The organism is Pseudomonas marincola (genome assembly GCF_900116605.1).
Classification (GTDB): Bacteria; Pseudomonadota; Gammaproteobacteria; order Pseudomonadales; family Pseudomonadaceae; genus Aquipseudomonas; species Aquipseudomonas marincola.
Map to the genome: position 1 here is coordinate 13,643 of NZ_FPBC01000008.1, position 21,565 is coordinate 35,207.

Below are 21,565 nucleotides of genomic sequence, written 5' to 3' on the forward strand. Positions count from 1 at the left end.
AAGCATTCAGGGAAACTCCCCATGCGCAGTTGTAAATCACTTATCAGTCTGGCGCTGCTGGCCGCCAGCTATGTTGTTAGCGCCACGAGCGCAGTGGCTGCCAGTGCAGTGGCTGCCAGCCAAACGGTCAAACACGGCGAGGCCACCATCGAGTACAAGGTCGATGGTGCGGGCCCGCCGGTGTTGATGATTGCATCGCTAGGCCGCCCGGCCAGTGATTATGATCACCTGGCCCAGGTGCTGGTTGATGCCGGCTACAGCACAATTCGCCCGGAACCACGCGGTATTGGTGGAAGTTCCGGCCCGATGCAAGCGTTGACGCTGGATGATCTGGCGGGTGATGCACTGGCCACCGTGCCTGCCGATGCCAAGGAGCTGATCGTGATTGGCCACGCGTTCGGCCAGCGTGTCAGCAGTTTGCTGGCAACCCGCCATCCAGAGAAGATCAAACGAGTGGTCATGCTCGCAGCCGGCGGCAAAGCGCCAATGCAGCCAGGTGCTGAAGCCGCGCTGATGGCGTCTTTCAACCTCAAGCTGTCACCCGAGCAACACATGGACGCAGTTAATTACGCCTTCTTTGCACCCGGCAATGACCCCGAGGTCTGGCGCGATGGCTGGCACGCCAAAGTCGCCAAAATGCAAATCACTGCCGCCAAGGCGCAGCCTACAGAAGACTGGTGGGGCGCAGGCAAAGCCAAGGTTCTGGTGATTCAGGGCGAGCAGGACAAGATCGCCACGCCGGAAAACGGTGAACTGCTCAAGCAAGAGTTCGGCGACCGGATAACCCTGCAGCGGGTCAATAACGCCGGGCATGCGCTGATAGCGGAGCAACCGCAAATCATTGCGGACTCGGTGCTGGAGTTTCTCAAAGCCAAATAACCCGCCCGCTCTGGCAACTGGCGGCGCGGGCGCTGCGTAGATCCCGCGCAGCTCTCGAACTCAGTTGGCGTTTTCGATATTGGCCCGCACCCGCGCCAGCAATTCATTAAGTTGCTGGCACTCGGCGTCGGTCAAACCTTTGACCGCGCTGTTCGACACGTGGCGACCTTGCTCCTCGACGGTGTTGAACACCTCATGGCCGGTCGCGGTCAACTCCATGCGAATACTGCGTCGGTCGGTCTGATCAGCGCAGCCCTGCACAAAGCCCTTGCTCTTCAAGCCCTGCATCAGCCGCGCCAGCTGGGCTTTATCGCGCCCGCTGTGGGCCACCAGATCACTCTGGGTTGAGCCCGGATGACGGGCAAAGAAAGCCAACACCTTGAACTCCATGTGCGTCAGCTCGAAGGGCCCGTCGCGCAGGGAGCGGTATTGCTGCGCCCGATACAAATGCATCAGCGAGTGGATGGACTCAAAAACCTGATTGGCAATATCGCTGCTCATACTGTTGACTTTATCAACCATGTGAAATTATGATTGTTGATATTATCAACTTAACCCACCGAGGTACAACCATGGCAACTACCCAAGAGCGCCGCGTGCAACGCGTACGCCACGAATTACGCCGTCGCGATGTCCAGGTTACGCGTATCAATGCGATTGGTTCAGGCTTTGTCAGCCTGACATTTGCCGGCGAGGCTCTGCAGGATTTCACCTCGCTGGGCTTTGATGATCACATCAAATTCATGTTCGCCGACGCCGATGGCGAAACCGTGCGCCGCGACTACACACCGCGTCACTTCGACTCCGTGTCCAATGAACTCACCGTCGAATTTGCCCTGCATGGCGACGGCCAGGTGTCGGAATGGGCGCGCAATGCCAAGGTCGGCGACAACGCCATTATCGGTGGCCCGCGCGGCTCGATGATTGTGCCGATGGATTACGCCTGGCATTTGTTCATCAGCGATGAAACCGGCCTGCCAGCCGTCAGCCGTCGCCTCGAAGAGCTGCCGGTAAACAGCCACGCCATCGTTATCGCCCAGGTTGCTGATGCAGCGGACCAACGCAAATTTGCCGCACAGGCCAATGTGCAGGTGCAGTGGGTACAGAACGCCGATGAGCTGATCGATGCGGTAGTCGCTTTGCAATTACCCGAAGGCGACGGTTTCGCCTGGGGCGCGGGTGAAGCCTCGAGCATGGCCAAGGTGCGCAAGATTCTGGCCGACGACAAAGGTCACTCCAAGCAAGCCATGCGCGTGGCCGCTTACTGGCGTCACGGGGCGAGCGACTTCCATGAAGAGCTCAGCCAGCCCGAGTAAATCCTGAACGTGGCTGATTACCTGTCAGCCACGCAACCCGCAACACTCGGCAAGCACCTGTAGCTTGATGGCTTCTAAAACGGCCTGACAAACCGCTATGATCAAGCCATGAACTCGTCCATCGCCACCCGCCAACCCTGCCCGCCCGGCGCTTGCAATTGCGAGCGCGAGCAGCTTGTGGAAATCCCGGGCGGCGATACACGGATATTGCTGCTCACCCGCAGCGAAGAGAAACGCCTGCTCGAACGGCTCGAGTCAGTCAGTAGCCTGGAAGACCTGGAACACATGCAACGACGCATGTACCAGCAACTTGGCATCCGGGTGTCCATCGCGCCGGGTTTTAACGAGGTGCGCAGCATGCGCGGTATCGTCATCGACATCGCCGAGCAAATCGGCCTGTGCCGTAAAACCCGTCAGGCCATCCCCGCCGCCATTCGCCGCGCACTGGAACAGCGCCCGGAAATTGCCTACCGCTTGCTGGATTCCCACGACTTGCTGCGCGACGCGTAGCGCAGTGCGCGCCCACCTGAAACTGCATCCTCGATAACCACCAGCGCCGGTCATGTGCCGCTTGATTGCGCGCCAAACACAGCCGGGGTGCGACAACGCGTCAGGCTGATATGCTTTTTTTACAAAAAACTGAGCCTGTTCTAAAACACCTCGCAACCTGATCATGCGCTCGCCTGATAAAACCAGACGAGGCTCATGACGTGAGCGAGCGCATCCCCGCAACACTTATCGAACCCGCAACTTCCTCCAGCCCAGTGCGCCAGACGCCGGCGATGGCGGGAGGCGCAATTCACACCCGCAGTTTCACCGGGCTCTATCGCTCGCTGCGTCTTTACGGAGCCGGGGCCTTGTTCGTGCTGTACTTCGGCACGGCCTGGCTCAACTGGAACGGTCGCCAAGCCGTGCTTTGGGATCTGGGCAAAAGCCAATTCCATATTTTCGGTGCCACCTTCTGGCCGCAAGACTTCGTGCTGCTCTCGGCCATCCTGATCATCGCGGCGTTCGGCCTGTTCTTCATCACCGTATTCGCCGGGCGCGTGTGGTGCGGCTACACCTGCCCGCAAAGCGTCTGGACCTGGGTGTTCATGCGCATCGAGCACTTCACCGAAGGCGAGCGCCATCAGCGGATCAAGCTCGATAACGCGCCCTGGTCAATTAATAAACTGCTGCGCCGCACCAGCAAACATGGCTTATGGCTTGGCGTCAGCCTGCTGACCGCGCTGGCATTCGTCGGCTATTTCACGCCGATACGCGCGCTCAGTCACGACCTCATCAGCTTCAACCTGGGCACCAGCGAAAGTGTCTGGCTGTTTCTGTTCACCGCCGCCACCTACTTGAATGCCGGTTGGCTGCGGGAAAAGGTCTGCCGCGACATGTGCCCCTATTCGCGGTTTCAGAGCGTGATGTTCGACAGCGACACCTTGCTCGTGACCTACGATGCCAGGCGCGGCGAAAACCGTGGCGCGCGTAAAAAAGAAATCAATGCAAAAGCCGCAGGGCTCGGCGACTGCATTGATTGCACCGTGTGCGTACAGGTGTGCCCGACCGGCATCGACATCCGCGATGGCCTGCAACTCGACTGCATCAGTTGCGGCGCGTGCATTGATGCCTGCGACAGCGTGATGGATAAAATGGGCTATGCCCGCGGCCTGATCCGCTACACCTCCGAACGCGCATTGGCCGGTGGCCAGACTCGCTTCTTGCGCCCTCGCCTCGTGGCCTATGCCGCCACCTTGCTGGTCATGTTCGGCGCATTTGCCTGGGGCCTTGAGCAGCGTGATCTGATTGCGCTGGACGTGCACAAGGATCGCGGCTTGTTCCGCGAGAACAGTCAGGGCCAGATCGAGAACATTTATGTACTCAAGGTCATCAACAAAACCCAGCAAGCCCGCGACTATGCAATTGCCTTGGTCGACTCGCCGGACTTCGCGCTCAACGGCCAACAACAAGTAAGCCTTGAGCCGGGTGAAATTCTTGATGTGCCCGTTAGCGTGGTCATGCTGGCCGATAAGCCTGAACGCAGCTCAGTGCCGATCTACTTTGCGGTCAGCGACAGCGACGATACTGCCAGCCACGTGCGTGCCAAGAGCGCATTTGTTGCGCCTCTGAACCGGTAAGTGTTCGCATGTTCAGGCGCGGTCAGTAAAGTGTCGTTACCGACTGCGCTGAACTTACAGGACCGCATGAAACGCTACGAGAAATTTGCCGACGAAATTGCCGAGCTGATCAGAACCGGCGTACTCGCCGCAGGTGAAAAAGTGCCCTCGGTGCGTCACGCCAGTCGCACTTACGGCATCAGCGCCTCCACGGTTTTTCAAGCGTATTACTTGCTGGAAAGCCGGGGCCTGATTATCGCCCGTGCCCGCTCCGGCTATTTCGTTCGCGAACTCGCCCAGCACCCCCTCGCAGAACCAGACATCAGCGCGACCGCTGCCACCAGCACCGAGGTCGATGTCAGCGAGTTGGTTTTCTCGGTGCTGGGTTCTCTGAAAAATCCTGACACCGTACCTTTTGGTTCGGCGTTTCCCTGCCCGAGCCTATTCCCGCTGCCGCGACTCGCCCGCTCAATGGCGCACACCTTGCGCGACATGGCGCCAAATGAAGTCATCGCCGACATGACCGAAGGCAACCCCAACCTGCTCCGGCAGATCGCCCTGCGATACGGCGGCAGCGGCGTCGCACTGCAACGCGAACAGTTGGTGATTACCACCGGCGCACTCGAAGCGCTGAACCTGTGCCTGCAATGCGTCACCCAGCCAGGCGATCTGGTGGCCATCGAAAGCCCGGCGTTTTACGCCACCCTGCAAGTGCTCGAACGGCTCAAACTCAAGGCAGTTGAAATTCCCGTGCACCCGCGTGAGGGCATCGACATCGACATCCTCAGCCAGCGCCTGGATGAATTGCCGATCAAAGCCTGCTGGTTCATGAGCAGCCTGCAAAACCCGCTGGGCGCGAGCATGAACGAGGCCAAAAAGGCCGCCGTCTACACATTGATTCAGCGCCATCAGGTGCCGCTGATTGAAGACGATGTTTACGCCGAACTGTACTTTGGCGCCAATCCGCCCAAGCCCCTCAAAAGCTATGACCGCGACGGGCTGGTCATGCATTGCGGCTCGTACTCCAAATGCCTGGCTCCCGGTTATCGGGTCGGCTGGGTAGCGGGTGGGCGCTTTGCTGAGCAGATTCGCCGGCTCAAGCTGATGACCACCATCTCTCCTTCGGTGCCTGCACAGGCTGCAATTGCCGACTACCTGCAACATGGCGGTTTTGATCGTCACCTGCGCAAATTGCGCCACGCTTTGGAAACCCAGCAAGCCTCGATGCTCGCCTCAGCTGCGCGGCACTTTCCACCGGGCTGCCGGGTAACCCGACCTACCGGCGGTTACTTTTTATGGTTCGAACTGCCCAAGCAAGTCGACTCCCTGCAACTGTTCCAGCAAGCGCTGAACGAAGGCATTAGCCTCGCACCGGGGCCGATATTTTCCGCCAGCCGCGGCTTTGGCAACTTCATCCGCCTCAACTACGGCCACCCGTGGAGCCCGCAATGTGAGGCGGCCATGGCTACGCTCGGCGGGCTGATTCGCAGGTTTTGAATAGCCACGGCGCATGACCGCAGGAACGTGTTGAGCAGATTGGAGCTAGACGACTGGTCTAATCGGGTTTAGCATGCACCACATGAAGACAGCCACAGACGACACTCGCCAGCACATTCTCGACACCGGTCACCGGGTCATGGCGGCTAAAGGTTTTTCCGGCGTGGGGCTCAATGAGCTGCTGCAGGAAGCGGGTGTACCGAAAGGTTCGTTCTATCACTATTTCAAATCCAAAGAGCAATTCGGTCAGGCGCTGCTGGAGGACTACTTCAAGCGCTACCTTGAGGAATTGAGCGGCCGCTTTGCTCTTACCGAACAGCCTGTGCCTGAACGCCTGATGGGCTACTGGCAGAGGTGGTTCGACAGTTACAGCGCTGGCACCGGCGAGCAGCGTTGCCTGGTGGTCAAGCTAAGCGCCGAGGTGGCTGATTTGTCCGAGCCGATGCGCCTGGCATTACGCGATGGCACCGCCCGCGTGGTGGCTTGCATCACCGAATGCATCGAGACGGGCAACGCGGATGGTTCGATGAATCAGGCCGATCCGCAGCAAACGGCGGCTGCTTTGTATTCGCTCTGGCTGGGCGCAAGCTTGCTGACCAAGATTCAGCGCACACCGGTATATCTTGAGCATGCCATGCTCACCACACGCCAAATGTTAATGACCTGATCGTAGCCTTCGCTGCGCGTGTTTTGCTACACCCATGAACTAGACGACCAGTCTATTTCATACAGTTATATCGCTGCATAACCGGCTGGCCCGGTTTAATTGTCACACTGAACATCGAGGCTTTATTGGGTTCAATACACCTTGAATGTCAGTTTTTATCACTCATTAGAGGACTGCCCGCATGAACCAGAACCAGACCGTTAACCGTCAAATCGTTCTCGCTTCACGTCCACACGGCGCACCGAAACCCAGCGACTTCCGCCTTGAGCAGAACCCAATCCCTGAGCCGAAAGACGGTGAAGTTTTATTGCGCACGGTGTACATGTCGCTCGACCCGTACATGCGCGGTCGCATGAGTGATGCGCCCTCTTACGCCGCGCCGGTTGAAGTCGACGCGACGATGTGCGGCGGCACCGTTTCCCGCGTTGCAACCTCGCGCCATCCAGATTTCAAGGAAGGCGACTGGGTGCTTTCGGCCAACGGCTGGCAGGATTACGCAATCTCCGACGGCACCGGCCTGAACAAGCTGGGCAGCAATCCAAGCAATCCTTCCTACGCCTTGGGTGTACTCGGCATGCCCGGCTTTACTGCCTACATGGGCCTGCTCGATATCGGCCAGCCAAAAGCTGGCGAGACTTTGGTAGTCGCCGCAGCCACTGGCCCGGTGGGCGCAACAGTCGGCCAGATCGGCAAGATCAAAGGTTGCCACGTGGTGGGTGTTGCCGGTGGCGCCAAGAAGTGTCGGCATGCCGTTGAAGTGCTCGGTTTCGATGCCTGTATCGACCATTACAGCGATGACTTCGCCGAACAGCTGAAAGCAGCCTGCCCGAAAGGCATCGACGTCTACTTTGAAAACGTTGGCGGCAAGGTGTTTGAAGCGGTGTTGCCGTTGCTCAATACCAGCGCGCGGATGCCGGTGTGCGGCCTGATTTCCCATTACAACCTGACCGCCCAGGCCAATGGCCCGGACCGTCTGCCCCAGCTGACCCGGGCTATTCTGACCAAGCGCCTGAAGGTTCAGGGCTTCATCATTTTTGATGACTACGCTCACCGCTACGACGAGTTCGCCAAAGACATGAGCACCTGGCTCAGCGAAGGCAAGGTCAAGTTCCTGGAAGACCGTGTCAGCGAACTGGAAAACGCCCCGCAAGCCTTTATCGGTCTGCTCGAAGGCAAGAACTTCGGCAAATTGGTGGTACAGGTCGGCGAGGAATAAAGCCCGCATTGGCACGCGACACACCCACTCACGGCTGGACTGCCCTGCGCAGCCAGCCCTGCCTGATCAAGGATTATCATGAGCAATAAAACCATTTACGTCGAAGCCGGTGGCGGCTACGACAAAGTTGTTGAGCGCGACAGTGAAGTACACGCCCCGCAAGCCGGTGAAATCAGCGTGCGTCTGCACGCCAACTCGCTCAATTACCACGACTTCGCCGTTGTCAGCGGCGTTTGGGGCCCGACCGAAGATCGCATTCCCATGGCCGATGGCGCGGGGGTTGTCACTGCGGTTGGCGCGGGCGTCGATGAGTTTAAAGTGGGCGACAACGTGGTCAGCACCTTCTTCCCCCAGTGGGTTGACGGCAGGCCGCACGTGCTTGGATTCACAACGGTGCCGGGCGATGGCATCGACGGCTATGCCCGCGAGCAGGTAACTGCCAGCGTCAATTCGTTCACCCTTGCGCCAAACGGCTGGAGCCACGCAGAAGCGGCCACGCTCACCACTGCCGGCCTCACCGCCTGGCGCTCACTTATGGACGACGGCGCTTTGCAGCCGGGCGATACTGTGCTGATTCAGGGCACTGGTGGCGTTTCGATTTTCGCCCTGCAGTTCGCCAAGATGGCCGGCGCAACGGTTATCGCCACCTCCAGCAGCGATGAAAAGCTCAAGCGCCTCAGCGACCTTGGCGCCGACCATGTCATCAACTACCGCAAAGACCCGAAGTGGGGCGAAACCGCGCTGAAGCTAACAGGCGGCTATGGAGTTAACCACGTCATTGATGTCGGCGGCCCGGCAACTTTGGAGCAATCCATGGCGGCTGCCCGCGTTGGCGGGCAAATCTCGGTCATCGGCATTCTCGGCGGAGTCACCGGGAATCTGGCATTCGTCCCTGCGCTGATCAAGCAACTGCGCCTGCAAGGTGTGCTGGTCGGCAGCCGCGCCCAGCAGCAAGCCATGGTGCGGGCGATCAATGCCAACGGCATGCACCCGATTATCGACCGTCACTTTCCACTGAGTGAAATTGTCGAGGCGTTCCGCTATCAGGAATCCAATCAGCACTTCGGCAAGATCTGTCTGGATATCTAAACGCGGCACACGCTTTACCCAAAGCCCGCGACTGCTGCAACAGTCGCGGGCTTTGCACATCTGCCCATCGCTGGCAGCGTTTCTCCAGTTTACCCACGCACTTTGATGGCGCACGTCAGCGCGCAGCAATGTGTTTGACTGCGTGTAAACACGCGGCTGCGGGGCCTGAAGGAATGCACCATTTTGGACGTTCAAAGCCTTCTAACGGAGCGAAATATTCAATAAAATTATTATTTGAATTATTTAATTCATTGCCCTAGTCTCAGTTCCCAAGTCGCCCGCAAACGTTGCGGTGACCACCTAAAAAAAACAGTGAACGGGGAGCAAACATGAAAGCAAAAGTAATGTTGGGAATGTTCATGACAGCCGCAATTGCGCTGCCTACCTGGGCTGCAGACTGGACTGTAGGTGCAAACGTCGGCAACGTACCGTGGGAATTTCAGGACAAGAAAGGCGACATCGTCGGCTTTGAAGTCGATGTGGTCAAAGAGGTTGCCAAGCGCGCGGGCAAGACTGTCGAGTTCATCAATATCCCATTCAACGGCCTGTTCAGCGCCGTGCAATCCAACCGCGTAGATATCGCCATCTCGTCGATCACCATCACGCCCAAGCGTCTTGAGTCCGTCGCCTTCGCACAGCCGTACTACGACAGCGACCAGTCGCTGACCGCCCTTTCTACCTCCAAGGTGAAAAGCCTGGATGACATGAACGGCAAGGTAGTCGGCGTCGACACCGGCTCAACCGGCGACATGTGGGTAGGCACGCACAAAGGCGAATACAAGTTTGCCGACGTCTCGCGCTATGAAGGATTGTCGCCGGCCATGCTCGACCTGGCATCGGGTCGCATCGACGGTTACATCAGCGACATTCCGGCGCTGCAGTACTACATCAAAGACAAGCCGCAATACAGCGTCGTCGCGCGCATCCCTACCGGCGAGCGTTACTCGCTGATGCACGCCAAGGGCTGGGCAATGGCGGATGAGGTCAACGACATCATCTCCAAGATGAAAGAAGACGGCACCATGGGCAAATTCCACCAGCAGTGGTTTGGCGCCGAAGCGGACAAAGACTCAAGCACTGTGAAGGTTACTGCGGTGCTCAAGTAAGCCACGCACGTACCGGTTTGAAAGCGGCGGACGCAAGTTCGCCGCTCGCCTTGATCGAGGTTGCTAATGGATCTGTTACAAACATTTTTTAACTGGAACGTGCTCGTCGAGTCGCTTCCACTGATGATGCGCGGCTTGGGTGTGACCATTCTGCTCGGCGTGACCAGCATCATCCTCGGCCTTGCCGGCGGCTTGGTGCTGGCCCTGCTGCGGCTGTATTCGTATGCCCCGATTCGGGCGCTGGCACGGATTTACATCGACATCATGCGTTCGATTCCGCTGCTGGTGTTGCTGGTTCTGATTTACTACGCGCTGCCCTTCGTCGGCATTCGGTTGTCTTCATTCGCCGCTGCCACCGCTGCGCTGTCACTGGTTTCCTGCGCCTACAGCGCCGAAATTTTCCGCTCCGGCATTGAAGCCATTCCGCGTGGTCAGTTTGAAGCCTCGGCCTCACAAGGCATGAGCTTTTTCAACACCATGCGCGATGTAATCCTGCCGCAGGCTATCCGCATCGTCATGCCGCCGATGACCAGCAACTGCATCAACGTGATGAAAGACACCGCACTGGCCTCGGTTGTGGCCATGCCTGATCTGCTCAAGCAAGCCACGCAAGCCCAGGCGCTTGCCGCCAACCCGACGCCGCTGGTAGGCGCGGCCATTTTGTACCTGCTGTTGCTGTTACCACTGGTGCAGTTGGTCAGCTGGGTTGAACGACGCAATGCAGCCGGAGGCAAGACCGCATGAGCACGCTGATCGAAATTAAAAAACTCGACAAGTTCTACGGCAACTTCCAGGCCTTGAGCGATATCAACCTGCAAGTCGAGCAAGGCGAAGTGGTGGTGATTCTTGGGCCTTCCGGCTCAGGTAAATCGACTCTGATCCGTTGCATCAATCTGCTTGAAGACTATCAAGGCGGCGACATTCTGGTCGCGGGCGAACGCGTCGAACACGGCCCGAACCTGGCTGATATTCGTAGCGAAGTCGGCATGGTATTTCAGGGTTTCAACCTGTACCCGCACTTGAGCGTACTCGACAACGTCGCCCTCGCCCCGATTCGGGTGCGCAAGCTCAGCAAGCGCGACGCACAGGCCCGCGCCAAAGAACTGCTGATTAAAGTCGGCATGGGTGATCACGCACATAAATACCCCAGCCAGCTCTCTGGCGGCCAACAACAACGCGTAGCTATCGCCCGCACCATGGCGATGGAACCCCGCGCCATTCTGTTCGACGAGCCAACCTCGGCGCTCGACCCGGAAATGGTCGGCGAGGTGTTGGATGTCATGCAGAACCTTGCCCGCTCCGGCGTAACCATGGTCGTGGTTACCCACGAAATGGGCTTTGCCCGCCGCGTTGCGGACCGGGTGATATTTATGGAAAGCGGGAAAATCGTCGAACAAAACACCCCGGAACCTTTCTTTACTGCGCCACAGGAACCTCGCACCCAAGCGTTCCTGCAAGCCATTTTGCATCATTGATTTCTGCCAGGAGAACACCTTGAAAGCTCTTGATATTGACTACGTTCGCGCACAATTTCCGGGCCTTGCCAGCGGTTACGCCTACATGGATAACGCCGGCGGCTCGATGGTGCTCAAGCAAGTTGCCGAGCGTATAAGCGACTATCTGCTCAACAGCAGCGTGCAATTGGGTGCCTCGTATCAGCCTTCGGTGGATGCCGGCGCGCGCGTTATGCAGGCGCGGCATTCGGTGATGCAGCTGATCAACGCCGCTCACCCCGAAGAAGTCATCATGGGCGGCTCAACCACCCACCTGCTGCAGATTCTCTGCCGCGCACTGGCGCCGTCTTTGGGCGCAGGCGATGAAATTGTCGTCACCAACTGCGACCACGAAGCCAACATCGGCCCGTGGATCAAACTGTGTGAAGCGACCGGCGCGACCTTGCGCGTGTGGGAAGTCAGCCTCGACACCTGCGAGCTGGAACTGACCGACCTGAAAGCACTGCTCAACAGCAACACCCGTTATGTGGCCATGACCCACACCTCGAATATTCTCGGCTCGGTCAACCCAGTGGCCGAAGTTGCCAAGCTGGTTCACGCCGCCGGCGCCAAACTTTGCGTCGATGCGGTTGCCTACGCGCCGCACCGCCTGGTTGATGTGCAAGCCAGCGGCGCTGATTACTACGTTTACAGCTTCTACAAAACCTTCGGCCCGCACTTCGCCGTGCTCTGGGGCCGTCGTGAATTGCTGCTGGAACTTCCGAGCCTGAACCACTTCTTCATTGGTCAGGATGTTGTGCCGTACAAACTGCAACCTGGCAACGTCAACTATGAGCTGTCGTTCGGCTGCATCGGTATTACCGACTATCTGCTCGATGTCGCCGACAAGATCGGCGCAACCGGCAGCGAGCGCGAGCGTATGCAAGCCGCCTTTGATGCCTTTGAAGTGCAGGAAGATTTGCTCGCCAAACGTCTGCTGGGCTTTCTGCGCGAATGCCCGGGCGTGCGCATCATCGGCAAGCCCGACACGCAAGACCGCGTGCCCACCATCAGTTTCGTGGTTGAGGGCATGCAGTCCGAAGCCATCGTGCGTCAGGTCGATGCGCACAACATCGGCATCCGTTTTGGTGACTTTTATGCCCGCCGCCTGATCGAAGCGCTGGGCTTGAGCCAATACGGCGCTGTGGTGCGCGTATCGCTGGCACATTACAACACCCTCGACGAGGTTGACCGACTCATAATGGCGCTGGATCAAGCCATTGATTCACTGCGCTAAGCGCACCTCTCAACCTGAACGAGCCTGACTTATGGCCTTACCGGAAAACCTGGCGCAGTTGCGTGACGCCATCACGGCTCAACAAGAGCAACTGACAGAACGCTTGCGCGATGCCGCGCGCTACCTGATCGACAACCCGCATGAGGTTGCATTGACCACAGTGGCCGAGCTGGGCAAGCGATCGAATATTGCGCCATCGGCTTACATTCGCCTGGCTCAGGCGCTGGGTTTTGCCGGCTACAAGGATTTGCAGAGGCTGTTTCGTGCGCCGCTGCAACAGGCCGCAGACACCCATTACAGTGAGCGGATTCGTCACTACGGCGGCGAAAAACTGCTCGAAGACCCCAGCGATGTCGGCGGGATTCTGCGTGAATTCAGCCAGGCCAATATCGTCTCCCTCGAACACCTGGCCGAGGGTGGCGAACAGGCCAATATCGAAGCGGCGATTGCTCACTTGCAAGCGGCCCGCACCACATTTGTGATCGGCCTGCGCCGGGCGTTTCCGGTGGCGGCCTATCTCAGCTACGCGCTCAGCCGTGTCGGCCGGCGCGCCGTGCACATCAGTGGCGCTGGCGGCACATTGCCCGAACAAATCAGTGCGATTGCCACCGATGACCTGCTGATTGCAGTGAGCTTTCCGCCCTACGCGCAGGACACCATTGAGGCGTGCCGACAGGCCACCGAGCGCGGGGTCAAGCTGGTGGTCATCAGTGACTCGGTGCTGAGCCCCATTGGCCAGATGGCCGATACCGTGATTGTCGTAAGTGACGCTGAACTGCTCGGCTTCCGCTCGCTGACAGCCTCGTTCTGCGTGGCGCAAACATTAGCCATGGGCCTGGCATTTCGTGAATGGCAAATCAACGGCTCGCTCAGCCATGAACGCCTCGAAGACATCGACTGCTAACAACTTAACCCTATTGATTGAGCCACTGGCTCCGGAGACTGCCCCGATGGTTTCACCTGCACGCGATTTGATTGGTTACGGCAGACAACGCCCAAAAGGCACCTGGCCCAATGGCGCCCGACTGGCCATCAGCCTGGTCATTAATTACGAAGAAGGCTCCGAGCGCTCGCTTGCGATGGGCGATCCGGATCAGGAATCGATGACCGAATGGGGCAGCTATTCGATCCCCGATGGCACGCGCAATCTGGCCATGGAGTCGATGTACGAATACGGCTCGCGGGTGGGCATCTGGCGGATTCTCGACATTCTCGATGAGCAGTCAGTGCGCGCCACCTTCCACGCCTGCGCTGTAGCGTTCGAGCAAAACCCAGACGTCGCCCGCGCCGCAGTAGACGGCGACCACGAGATTTGCAGCCACGGTTATCGCTGGGAAGAAGTGTTCCGCTTAACCGAAGAACAAGAGCGCGAGCACATGCGTCTGGCGATTGAATCGTTCGAGCGCACATGCGGCAAGCGTCCGGTGGGCTGGTATTGCCGCTACGGCGCCAGCGTTCACACGCGCAAACTGGTCGCCGAGGAAGGCGGTTTCCTCTACGACTCAGACGCCTACAACGATGACGTGCCGTACTTTGTCGACGTCGAAGGCAAGCAACATCTGGTGGTGCCCTACACCGCCGACGTTAACGACTTCCGCTACTGGAACTCACCGGGTTTGTCGCAAGCCTCGGACTTTCTGGAGTACATGAAGGAAAGCTTCGACGTGCTCTATGAAGAGTCCGCCGATGGCCCGCGCATGATGTCGATCGGCTTGCACCCGCGCATGGTCGGCCGCCCTGGTCGGGTACGCGCGATCAAGCAATTCATCGAATACGCCCAGCAGAACAGCGGCGTCTGGTTTGCCACGCGTGAGGAAATTGCCCGCGCCTGGCTTGAGCGCAGCGAACCCCGCTAAACGCGCTCGGATGCCCGCCCCAGCAGGAGATCCTGCTGGGAGTCGGCCATCTCGCGCAGATAGGTCCAGGTGGCTTTCATCCGCGCAATATCCTTCAGCTCAATCGGCATGAGCATCCAGAAGGTCCGCGTGAATTCGATGCTATCGCTGAGAATCGGCTGCAGTCGCGGATCGGCCTCGGCTGCAAACGCCGGCAAAATCGCAATCCCCGCCCCCGCCGCAGCCGCTTGTTGCTGCGCCAGAATACTGGTGCTGCGCAGCGACACCTGCAACGGCTTGCCGATTTCATCCAGGTAGAACAATTCTTTGCTGTAGAGCAGGTCGTCGATATAGCTGACAAACCGATGACTGCGCAGGGTTTCGCGGCTGGTAATCGGCGCATGCGCCTGCAAATAAGTCGGCGAGGCGTACAGGCGCAGCACGTAATCGGTCAGCCGGGTGATGATGAATGGCCCGCGCTCAGGGCGATCCAGAGTAATCACGATATCGGCTTCGCGCCGCGACAAGTGCATGGTTCTCGGCACCGCAAGCAGATCAATCCCCAAGTGTGGATAACGCTGGGTAAATTCGGCGAGCTGCGGCGCCAGCATGACCGAGCCATAACCCTCGGTGACGCCAATGCGCACATGGCCGGAGAGCATTTCGGTTTGCTCTTCGCGCTCGCGTTCAATCGCCGAACACGCGCTTTCCATCGCCTCCGCTTGTGGCAACAGGCTGCGCCCTGCTTCTGTGAGGCTGTAACCACTGGTTTCGCGGATAAAAAGCTGGGCACCGAGGCTTTTCTCCAGCGCCTGGATACGCCGCGAAACGGTGGTGTGATCAACCTCCAAACGCCGCGCTGCCGCCGTTAACTTGCGCGTTCTGGAGAGCTCAAGGAAGTAACGCAGGTTGTCCCAATCCATGCTGACTACGCCTAACTGTGCAAAAACGCAGAATAGCAGTGCAGATATGCCAATTGATACGGGTAAAAACGCGCTGCTAGGATCAACTCAAGACCTCTCACTGCACAGCTGGCTGTTGAGGTAGCACCTGCTTTGAGAACAATTACCTCTGCGCTGTTTTCTACAGGAGTCATAACAACAATGAATACGACTACTCAAGTGCCTACCGTCAAGCTGCTTATCGGCGGCAAACTGGTCGAGTCCAAGACCAGCCAGTGGCGCGACATCGTCAACCCTGCCACTCAGGAAGTCCTGGCTCGCGTACCGTTTGCCACACCAGACGAGATGAATGCGGCAGTTGCCAGCGCCAAGGAAGCCTTCAAGACCTGGCGCAAGACCCCGATTGGCGCGCGGGCGCGAATCTTCCTCAAGTACCAGCAACTGATCCGCGAAAACATGCAGGAACTGGCGGCCATTCTTACCGCCGAACAGGGCAAGACCCTGCCGGATGCCGAGGGCGATGTCTTCCGTGGCCTCGAAGTGGTCGAGCACGCCTCGGCCATCGGTAACCTGCAACTCGGCGAATTGGCGAATAACGTCGCCAACGGCGTCGACACCTACACCCTGAACCAGCCGCTTGGCGTGTGCGCCGGCATCACGCCGTTCAACTTCCCGGCCATGATTCCGCTGTGGATGTTCCCGATGGCCATCGCCACCGGAAATACCTTCGTGCTCAAGCCTTCCGAGCAAGACCCGATGGTGACCATGCGCCTGGCCGAACTGGCTATGGAAGCGGGCGTGCCGGCCGGTGTGCTCAATGTGGTGCACGGCGGCGCGGACGTGGTGAACATGATTTGCGATCACCCCGATATCAAAGCGGTGTCGTTCGTCGGCTCAACCAAAGTCGGCACCCATGTGTACAACCGCGCCACGCAAAACGGCAAGCGCGCGCAGTGCATGATGGGCGCGAAGAACCACGCGATCATCATGCCGGACGCGAATAAAGAACAAACCCTGAATAACCTGCTCGGTGCAGCATTCGGCGCCGCAGGCCAGCGTTGCATGGCCTTGAGCGTGGTGATTCTGGTCGGTGAGGCGCAAAAATGGGTGCCGGAACTGATCGAAAAAACCAAGACGCTGAAGGTCAATGCGGGCGCCGAAGCCGGCACAGATGTTGGCCCTGTGGTGTCGTGCGCGGCGCTGGACCGTATCAGCAGCTTGATCGCCACCGGCGAGCAAGAAGGCGCAACGCTGGCGCTTGACGGTCGCAATCCGCAGGTCGCCGGTTATGCCAACGGCAACTTTGTCGGCCCGACCATCTTCACCAATGTCAGCCCCGAGATGAGCATTTACCGCGAAGAAATTTTCGGCCCGGTGCTGTGCATCATCAACGCGGCAACCATGGATGAAGCCATCGACATCATTAACGCCAACCCGAATGGCAACGGCACCGCCATCTTCACTCGTTCGGGCGCATCTGCACGACGCTTTCAGGAAGACATTGATGTCGGTCAGGTCGGCATCAACGTACCAATTCCGGTGCCTGTACCGCTGTTCTCGTTCTCCGGTTCACGCGCCTCCAAACTCGGCGATCTGGGGCCTTACGGCAAACAAGTGGTGCAGTTCTACACACAAACCAAAACCGTTACTCAGCGCTGGTTTGAGGAGGATGAAACAGGCTCGACGGTGAACACCACCATCACCCTCAAGTAATCTGCTGGGCGGCTGTGTAAATACAGCCGCCCTTTTGCCATCTGCTGAACAGGAGTAATCGCGTGCAATTCGAAACCATCCTGCTGGACATCCAAGGCCGAGTTGGCCTGATCACTCTTAACCGGCCACAAGCGCTCAACGCCTTGAACAGTGAGCTGGTACGCGAAGTCAATCTGGCACTCGATCAGCTTGAGCAAGACCCGAATATTGGCTGCATGGTCATTACTGGTTCGGCCAAAGCCTTCGCTGCTGGCGCCGACATCAAGGAAATGGCTGAACTCAGCTACCCGCAGACCTATCTGGACGATCTGTTTGGCCCGGCCGACCGCATCGCGGCGCGGCGTAAACCGCTGATCGCGGCAGTTGGCGGTTACGCTTTGGGCGGTGGCTGTGAGCTGGCGCTGATGTGCGACCTGATTTACGCCGCCGACAACGCCCGTTTCGGTCAGCCGGAAATCAATCTCGGCGTGCTGCCGGGCATTGGTGGCAGCCAGCGCTTAACCCGCGCCGTGGGCAAAGCCAAAGCCATGGACATGTGCCTGACCGGGCGCATGATGAACGCCGAAGAAGCCGAGCGTGCCGGTCTGGTCGCGCGGATTTTCCCAGCCGATACGCTGCTCGAAGAAACCTTGAAGCTGGCGCAGGGCATTGCCGAAAAATCGCTGCCAAGCGTGCTGCTGACCAAGGAATGCATCAACCGCGTTTTCGAGACCAGCCTCAGTGAAGGCGTGCGTTTTGAGCGCCGGGTGTTTCAGGGCATCTTCGCCAGCGCCGATCAGAAAGAAGGCATGAACGCCTTTGTCGCCAAGCGAGCGCCCGAATTCAAACACCGCTAAACAGCTAAAACGCTAAAACGCTAAAACGCTGCTGGCAGCGTTCCGATAACAACAATATCAAGAGGTAACGATCATGAAAATCGGCTTTCTGGGTCTGGGAAACATGGGCGGGCCAATGGCCCTCAACCTGCTGAAAGCGGGCCACCAACTGAGTGTATTCGACCTCGTTGCAGCCTCGGTCGAGCACCTTGTCGAAGCAGGCGCGAGCGCTGTCGGCTCGCCTGCCGAGATGGCCAAGGGCGACTGCGAAGTGATCATCACCATGCTCCCGGCCTCGCAACACGTTAAGGCTGTATACCTTGGCGAAGACGGCCTGCTGGCCAATGTCAAAGCCGGCGTGTTGCTGATCGACTCCTCAACCATCGATCCGATCAGCGCCCGTGAAGTGGCGGGCGCTGCGGTAAAGCACGGCAATCCAATGCTCGATGCGCCGGTATCCGGCGGCACAGGCGGCGCAGCAGCGGGCACCCTGACCTTTATGGTCGGCGGCGAGCAGGCCGACTTTGACCGTGCGCAACCGATTCTCGCGGCCATGGGCAAGAACATCGTTTATTGCGGCGGCGCCGGTAACGGCCAAGTGGCCAAGGTCGCCAACAACATGCTGCTAGGGATTTCGATGATCGGCGCCGCCGAAGCGATGAATCTGGGCGTGTCACTGGGCATGGACGCGAAAGTCCTCGCCGGGATTATCAACACCTCCAGTGGCCGTTGCTGGAGCACCGACACTTACAACCCATTCCCCGGCGTCATCGAAACGGCGCCGGCTTCACGCGGTTATACCGGCGGTTTCGGCACAGACTTGATGCTCAAGGATCTGGGCCTTGCCACCGAGGCGGCGAAGCAAGCCCGCCAACCGGTGATGCTTGGCGCAGCAGCCCAGCAGATTTATCAAACCTTCAGCCAGCAAGGTAATGGCGGCCTGGACTTCTCCGCCATCATCAAGCTGTACAGCAAGCAAGAGGGTTGAATATGAGTGATGCTCAAGCGCCGGTTCTGGCTGAGGTGCGCAACCGCATCGGCCATCTGACGCTCAATCGTCCGGACGGCCTGAACGTACTGACGCTGCCGATGGTGCGCCTGTTGGCCGAACGCTTCGAGGCCTGGAAAAACGATCCAAATGTGCTCGCCGTAGTGATCCGCGCAAACGGTGAAAAAGCCTTCTGCGCCGGGGGCGATGTTCGGGCCATCTACAACAGCGTCAAGGCCGGTGAAACCGAGCACGAAGTATTCTTCGCAGAAGAGTATGTGCTCGATCAGGAGATTCACGCGTATCCAAAACCCGTTGTCGCCCTGATGGACGGATTGGTACTCGGTGGCGGCATGGGCCTGGTTCAGGGCGCCACGTTGCGGGTGATCACCGAGCGCACAAAAATGGGCATGCCGGAAACCGCAATCGGCTATTTCCCGGATGTCGGCGGCAGCTATTTCCTGTCGCGTCTGCCGGGTGAGCTGGGCACTTATCTGGGCGTTACCGGCCTGCAAGTCCGCGCTCAGGATGCGCTATATGCCCGGCTCGCCGACTATTGCCTGCCCGCCAGCATGCTGGAGGAGTTCGATCGCTGCCTCGACAACATGCAGTGGACCAATCATCCCCGCGAAGCCCTGCGCAGCCTGATCGCCACACTCGCGGTAAATAAGTTGCCAGCGCCGGAGTTGCAGGGTCTGCAGGCGGTTATTGATCAGGTCTTTGCCTTGCCCGATCTGCCGTCTATGCGCACTGCACTGCGCAATGAATCACGCGAATCCTACAAGGCCTGGGCTCAGGCCACGCTTGAGATTTTCGAACAGCGCTCGCCAATGGCCATGAGCGTGACCCTGGAAATGCTGCGTCGTGGTCGTCAGCTGAAAATTGCCGAGTGCTTTGCCATGGAACTGCATTTGGGTGATCAATGGTTCGACAAGGGCGACATCATGGAAGGCGTTCGCGCGTTGATTATCGACAAGGACAGACAGCCTCGCTGGAACCCCGCCACACTCGATGAAATTGATCCGAACTGGGTCGATGGCTTTTTCAGCCCCCAGGCAACCCACAAGAACGCCGCACGCACTGCCAAGGCATAGCCCGCGCAGCGCTTCAGGTTTATTCGCAGCACAGTAGAACAAGAGAGAAATGTGATGCACGACCTCGAACTCACAGAAGATCAGCGGATGATCCGCGACATGGCCCGTGACTTTGCCCGCCGCGAAATCGCGCCCCATGCGCAAGCCTGGGAAAAAGCCGGCTGGATCGACGACGCACTGGTCACGCAAATGGGCGAGCTTGGCTTGCTCGGCATGGTGGTGCCCGAAGAATGGGGCGGCAGTTACATCGACTTCGTTGCCTACGCGCTGGCGGTTGAAGAAATCTCAGCGGGCGATGGCGCTGTGGGCGCGCTGATGAGCATCCACAACTCGGTGGGCTGCGGGCCGCTGCTTAAATACGGCAGCACCGAGCAGCAACAAACCTGGCTGCCTGATCTGGCCAGCGGTAAAGCCATAGGCTGCTTCTGCCTGACCGAACCCCAGGCCGGTTCCGAGGCGCACAACCTGCGCACCCGCGCCGAACTGCAAGGCGAAGAATGGGTTCTTAACGGCGCCAAGCAATTCGTCAGCAACGGCAAGCGGGCGCAACTGGCAATCGTGTTTGCGGTAACGGATGCAGAGCTGGGCAAGAAAGGCTTGTCGGCATTTCTGGTGCCGACGGACACGCCCGGATTCTGCGTTGAGCGTACAGAACACAAAATGGGCATCAAGGCCTCAGACACCTGCGCGGTGACGCTGACTGATTGCCGTATACCGGCCGCCAACATGCTCGGCGAACGCGGCAAAGGCCTGGCCATTGCCTTGTCGAATCTGGAAGGTGGACGCATCGGTATCGCGGCCCAGGCACTGGGTATTGCCCGCGCCGCATTCGAAGCCGCCCTGCTCTATGCGCGTGAACGCACCCAATTCGGCAAACCGATTAGCGAGCATCAAAGCATCAGCAACATGCTCGCCGACATGCACCTGCAGCTCAACGCCGCACGGCTTCTTATCCTGCATGCAGCGCGTCTCAAGACCGCAGGCTTGCCGTGTTTGTCCGAAGCATCGCAAGCCAAGTTGTTTGCCTCGGAGATGGCCGAAAAGGTTTGCTCCAGCGCCGTGCAGATACATGGTGGCTACGGTTATCTGGAAGATTATCCGGTAGAGAAATATTACCGCGACGCCCGCATCACCCAGATATACGAAGGCACCAGCGAAGTGCAGCGCCTGTTGATCGCAAGAGAATTGGCGAATTACGGCATTTAAAACCGCAGAGTTGAAGAAAGGATTGCGGCCCAATCGCCGCGATCCACACAACCCACAAAACCCACATATATCCGGAGGATGGATGGCGAAGCAAAGCGCCGCGATCCGTCAGGCCATTTACGCCACCCCACCAATCACGGATCAAACCGTCAGACCATCATGTCGGAAGCCGCTTTGCGGATTCCAACCTCCGCAGCCAAACCGAAACGCCGCAAGACCACCCAATCCACAAACCCCACATATATCCGGAGGATGGATGGCGAAGCACAGCGCCGCGATCCGTCAGGCCATTTACGCCACCCCACCAATCACGGATCAAACCGTCAGACCGCCATGTCGGAAGCCGCGTTGCGGATTCCAACCTCCACAAACACAAAGCCAAAACCCACCCACAAAACCCACGTGTA

At 58.7% G+C, this 21,565-nt stretch carries 21 protein-coding genes; 19 read left to right on the forward strand and 2 right to left on the reverse strand.

What is annotated here, in order from left to right; genetic code table 11:
• The first annotated feature begins 21 nt into the window (after positions 1-21).
• Positions 22-879 (forward strand): alpha/beta fold hydrolase, encoded by an 858-nt coding sequence (locus BM395_RS13785; RefSeq protein WP_090512757.1) that lies wholly within the window; start codon positions 22-24, stop codon positions 877-879.
• Between the two features lie 60 nt (positions 880-939).
• Here the strand turns inward: BM395_RS13785 and BM395_RS13790 are convergent, their stop codons facing one another.
• On the reverse strand, positions 940-1,380 hold the full coding sequence (locus BM395_RS13790; RefSeq protein ID WP_197737969.1) for a MarR family winged helix-turn-helix transcriptional regulator: 441 nt from the start codon (positions 1,378-1,380) through the stop codon (positions 940-942).
• A gap of 71 nt (positions 1,381-1,451) precedes the next feature.
• Between BM395_RS13790 and BM395_RS13795 the strand changes: the two genes are divergently transcribed.
• From BM395_RS13795 to BM395_RS13855, 13 genes are all read left to right on the forward strand, one after another.
• Positions 1,452-2,195 (forward strand): siderophore-interacting protein, encoded by a 744-nt coding sequence (locus BM395_RS13795; RefSeq protein WP_090513166.1) that lies wholly within the window; start codon positions 1,452-1,454, stop codon positions 2,193-2,195.
• Between the two features lie 108 nt (positions 2,196-2,303).
• On the forward strand, positions 2,304-2,705 hold the full coding sequence (locus tag BM395_RS13800; RefSeq protein ID WP_069900982.1) for a hypothetical protein: 402 nt from the start codon (positions 2,304-2,306) through the stop codon (positions 2,703-2,705).
• 200 nt (positions 2,706-2,905) lie between these two features.
• Positions 2,906-4,321 carry a cytochrome c oxidase accessory protein CcoG gene (gene ccoG / locus BM395_RS13805; protein WP_170860596.1) on the forward strand — a complete coding sequence of 472 codons (1,416 nt, stop codon included), beginning with the start codon at positions 2,906-2,908 and terminating at the stop codon, positions 4,319-4,321.
• 66 nt (positions 4,322-4,387) lie between these two features.
• Positions 4,388-5,797 carry a GntR family transcriptional regulator MpaR gene (mapR, locus tag BM395_RS13810; protein ID WP_090512763.1) on the forward strand — a complete coding sequence of 470 codons (1,410 nt, stop codon included), beginning with the start codon at positions 4,388-4,390 and terminating at the stop codon, positions 5,795-5,797.
• A gap of 82 nt (positions 5,798-5,879) precedes the next feature.
• Complete coding sequence (locus BM395_RS13815; RefSeq protein WP_090513169.1) at positions 5,880-6,464, forward strand: TetR/AcrR family transcriptional regulator; 585 nt, start codon at positions 5,880-5,882, stop codon at positions 6,462-6,464.
• 181 nt (positions 6,465-6,645) lie between these two features.
• On the forward strand, positions 6,646-7,680 hold the full coding sequence (locus BM395_RS13820) for an NADP-dependent oxidoreductase (RefSeq protein ID WP_090512765.1): 1,035 nt from the start codon (positions 6,646-6,648) through the stop codon (positions 7,678-7,680).
• Positions 7,681-7,758: 78 nt separating this feature from the next.
• Positions 7,759-8,769 carry a zinc-dependent alcohol dehydrogenase family protein gene (locus BM395_RS13825; protein ID WP_090512768.1) on the forward strand — a complete coding sequence of 337 codons (1,011 nt, stop codon included), beginning with the start codon at positions 7,759-7,761 and terminating at the stop codon, positions 8,767-8,769.
• A 329-nt stretch (positions 8,770-9,098) separates the two neighbouring features.
• On the forward strand, positions 9,099-9,875 hold the full coding sequence (locus BM395_RS13830; RefSeq protein ID WP_090512769.1) for a transporter substrate-binding domain-containing protein: 777 nt from the start codon (positions 9,099-9,101) through the stop codon (positions 9,873-9,875).
• A gap of 66 nt (positions 9,876-9,941) precedes the next feature.
• The gene (locus BM395_RS13835; protein ID WP_069900996.1) at positions 9,942-10,619 is read left to right on the forward strand and encodes an amino acid ABC transporter permease; all 678 of its coding nucleotides are present in this window, start codon (positions 9,942-9,944) and stop codon (positions 10,617-10,619) included.
• Positions 10,616-11,350: an amino acid ABC transporter ATP-binding protein gene (locus BM395_RS13840; RefSeq protein ID WP_069900998.1), complete on the forward strand. Its 735-nt coding sequence runs from the start codon at positions 10,616-10,618 to the stop codon at positions 11,348-11,350. The genes BM395_RS13835 and BM395_RS13840 overlap by 4 nt, the downstream gene beginning before the upstream one ends.
• A 19-nt stretch (positions 11,351-11,369) precedes the next feature.
• Entirely contained in the window at positions 11,370-12,605 is a 1,236-nt protein-coding gene (locus tag BM395_RS13845) for a cysteine desulfurase-like protein (protein ID WP_090512772.1), read from the forward strand.
• Between the two features lie 31 nt (positions 12,606-12,636).
• Positions 12,637-13,509, forward strand: coding sequence for a MurR/RpiR family transcriptional regulator (locus tag BM395_RS13850; protein WP_090512775.1), 873 nt, complete (start codon positions 12,637-12,639; stop codon positions 13,507-13,509).
• 46 nt (positions 13,510-13,555) lie between these two features.
• On the forward strand, positions 13,556-14,461 hold the full coding sequence (locus tag BM395_RS13855) for an allantoinase PuuE (RefSeq protein WP_090512777.1): 906 nt from the start codon (positions 13,556-13,558) through the stop codon (positions 14,459-14,461).
• On the opposite strand, the gene BM395_RS13860 is transcribed toward BM395_RS13855, so the two are convergent.
• Positions 14,458-15,363 carry a LysR family transcriptional regulator gene (locus BM395_RS13860; RefSeq protein ID WP_090512780.1) on the reverse strand — a complete coding sequence of 302 codons (906 nt, stop codon included), beginning with the start codon at positions 15,361-15,363 and terminating at the stop codon, positions 14,458-14,460. The two genes, BM395_RS13855 and BM395_RS13860, sit on opposite strands and share 4 nt — an antisense overlap.
• 180 nt (positions 15,364-15,543) lie before the next feature.
• Here BM395_RS13860 and BM395_RS13865 point away from each other — a divergent pair, with 180 nt between their 5' ends.
• The 5 genes from BM395_RS13865 to BM395_RS13885 all read left to right on the forward strand — a co-directional run bounded on the left by BM395_RS13865 (position 15,544) and on the right by BM395_RS13885 (position 21,158).
• Complete coding sequence (locus BM395_RS13865; protein WP_090512782.1) at positions 15,544-17,055, forward strand: CoA-acylating methylmalonate-semialdehyde dehydrogenase; 1,512 nt, start codon at positions 15,544-15,546, stop codon at positions 17,053-17,055.
• Positions 17,056-17,117: 62 nt separating this feature from the next.
• Positions 17,118-17,891, forward strand: a complete 774-nt coding sequence (locus BM395_RS13870) for an enoyl-CoA hydratase (RefSeq protein ID WP_090512785.1) — start codon at positions 17,118-17,120, stop codon at positions 17,889-17,891.
• 73 nt (positions 17,892-17,964) lie between these two features.
• Positions 17,965-18,858 (forward strand): 3-hydroxyisobutyrate dehydrogenase, encoded by an 894-nt coding sequence (gene mmsB, locus BM395_RS13875; protein WP_069901012.1) that lies wholly within the window; start codon positions 17,965-17,967, stop codon positions 18,856-18,858.
• A gap of 2 nt (positions 18,859-18,860) precedes the next feature.
• Positions 18,861-19,952: an enoyl-CoA hydratase/isomerase family protein gene (locus tag BM395_RS13880; protein ID WP_090512788.1), complete on the forward strand. Its 1,092-nt coding sequence runs from the start codon at positions 18,861-18,863 to the stop codon at positions 19,950-19,952.
• A gap of 54 nt (positions 19,953-20,006) precedes the next feature.
• On the forward strand, positions 20,007-21,158 hold the full coding sequence (locus BM395_RS13885) for an acyl-CoA dehydrogenase family protein (protein WP_069901016.1): 1,152 nt from the start codon (positions 20,007-20,009) through the stop codon (positions 21,156-21,158).
• Positions 21,159-21,565: the final 407 nt, after the last annotated feature.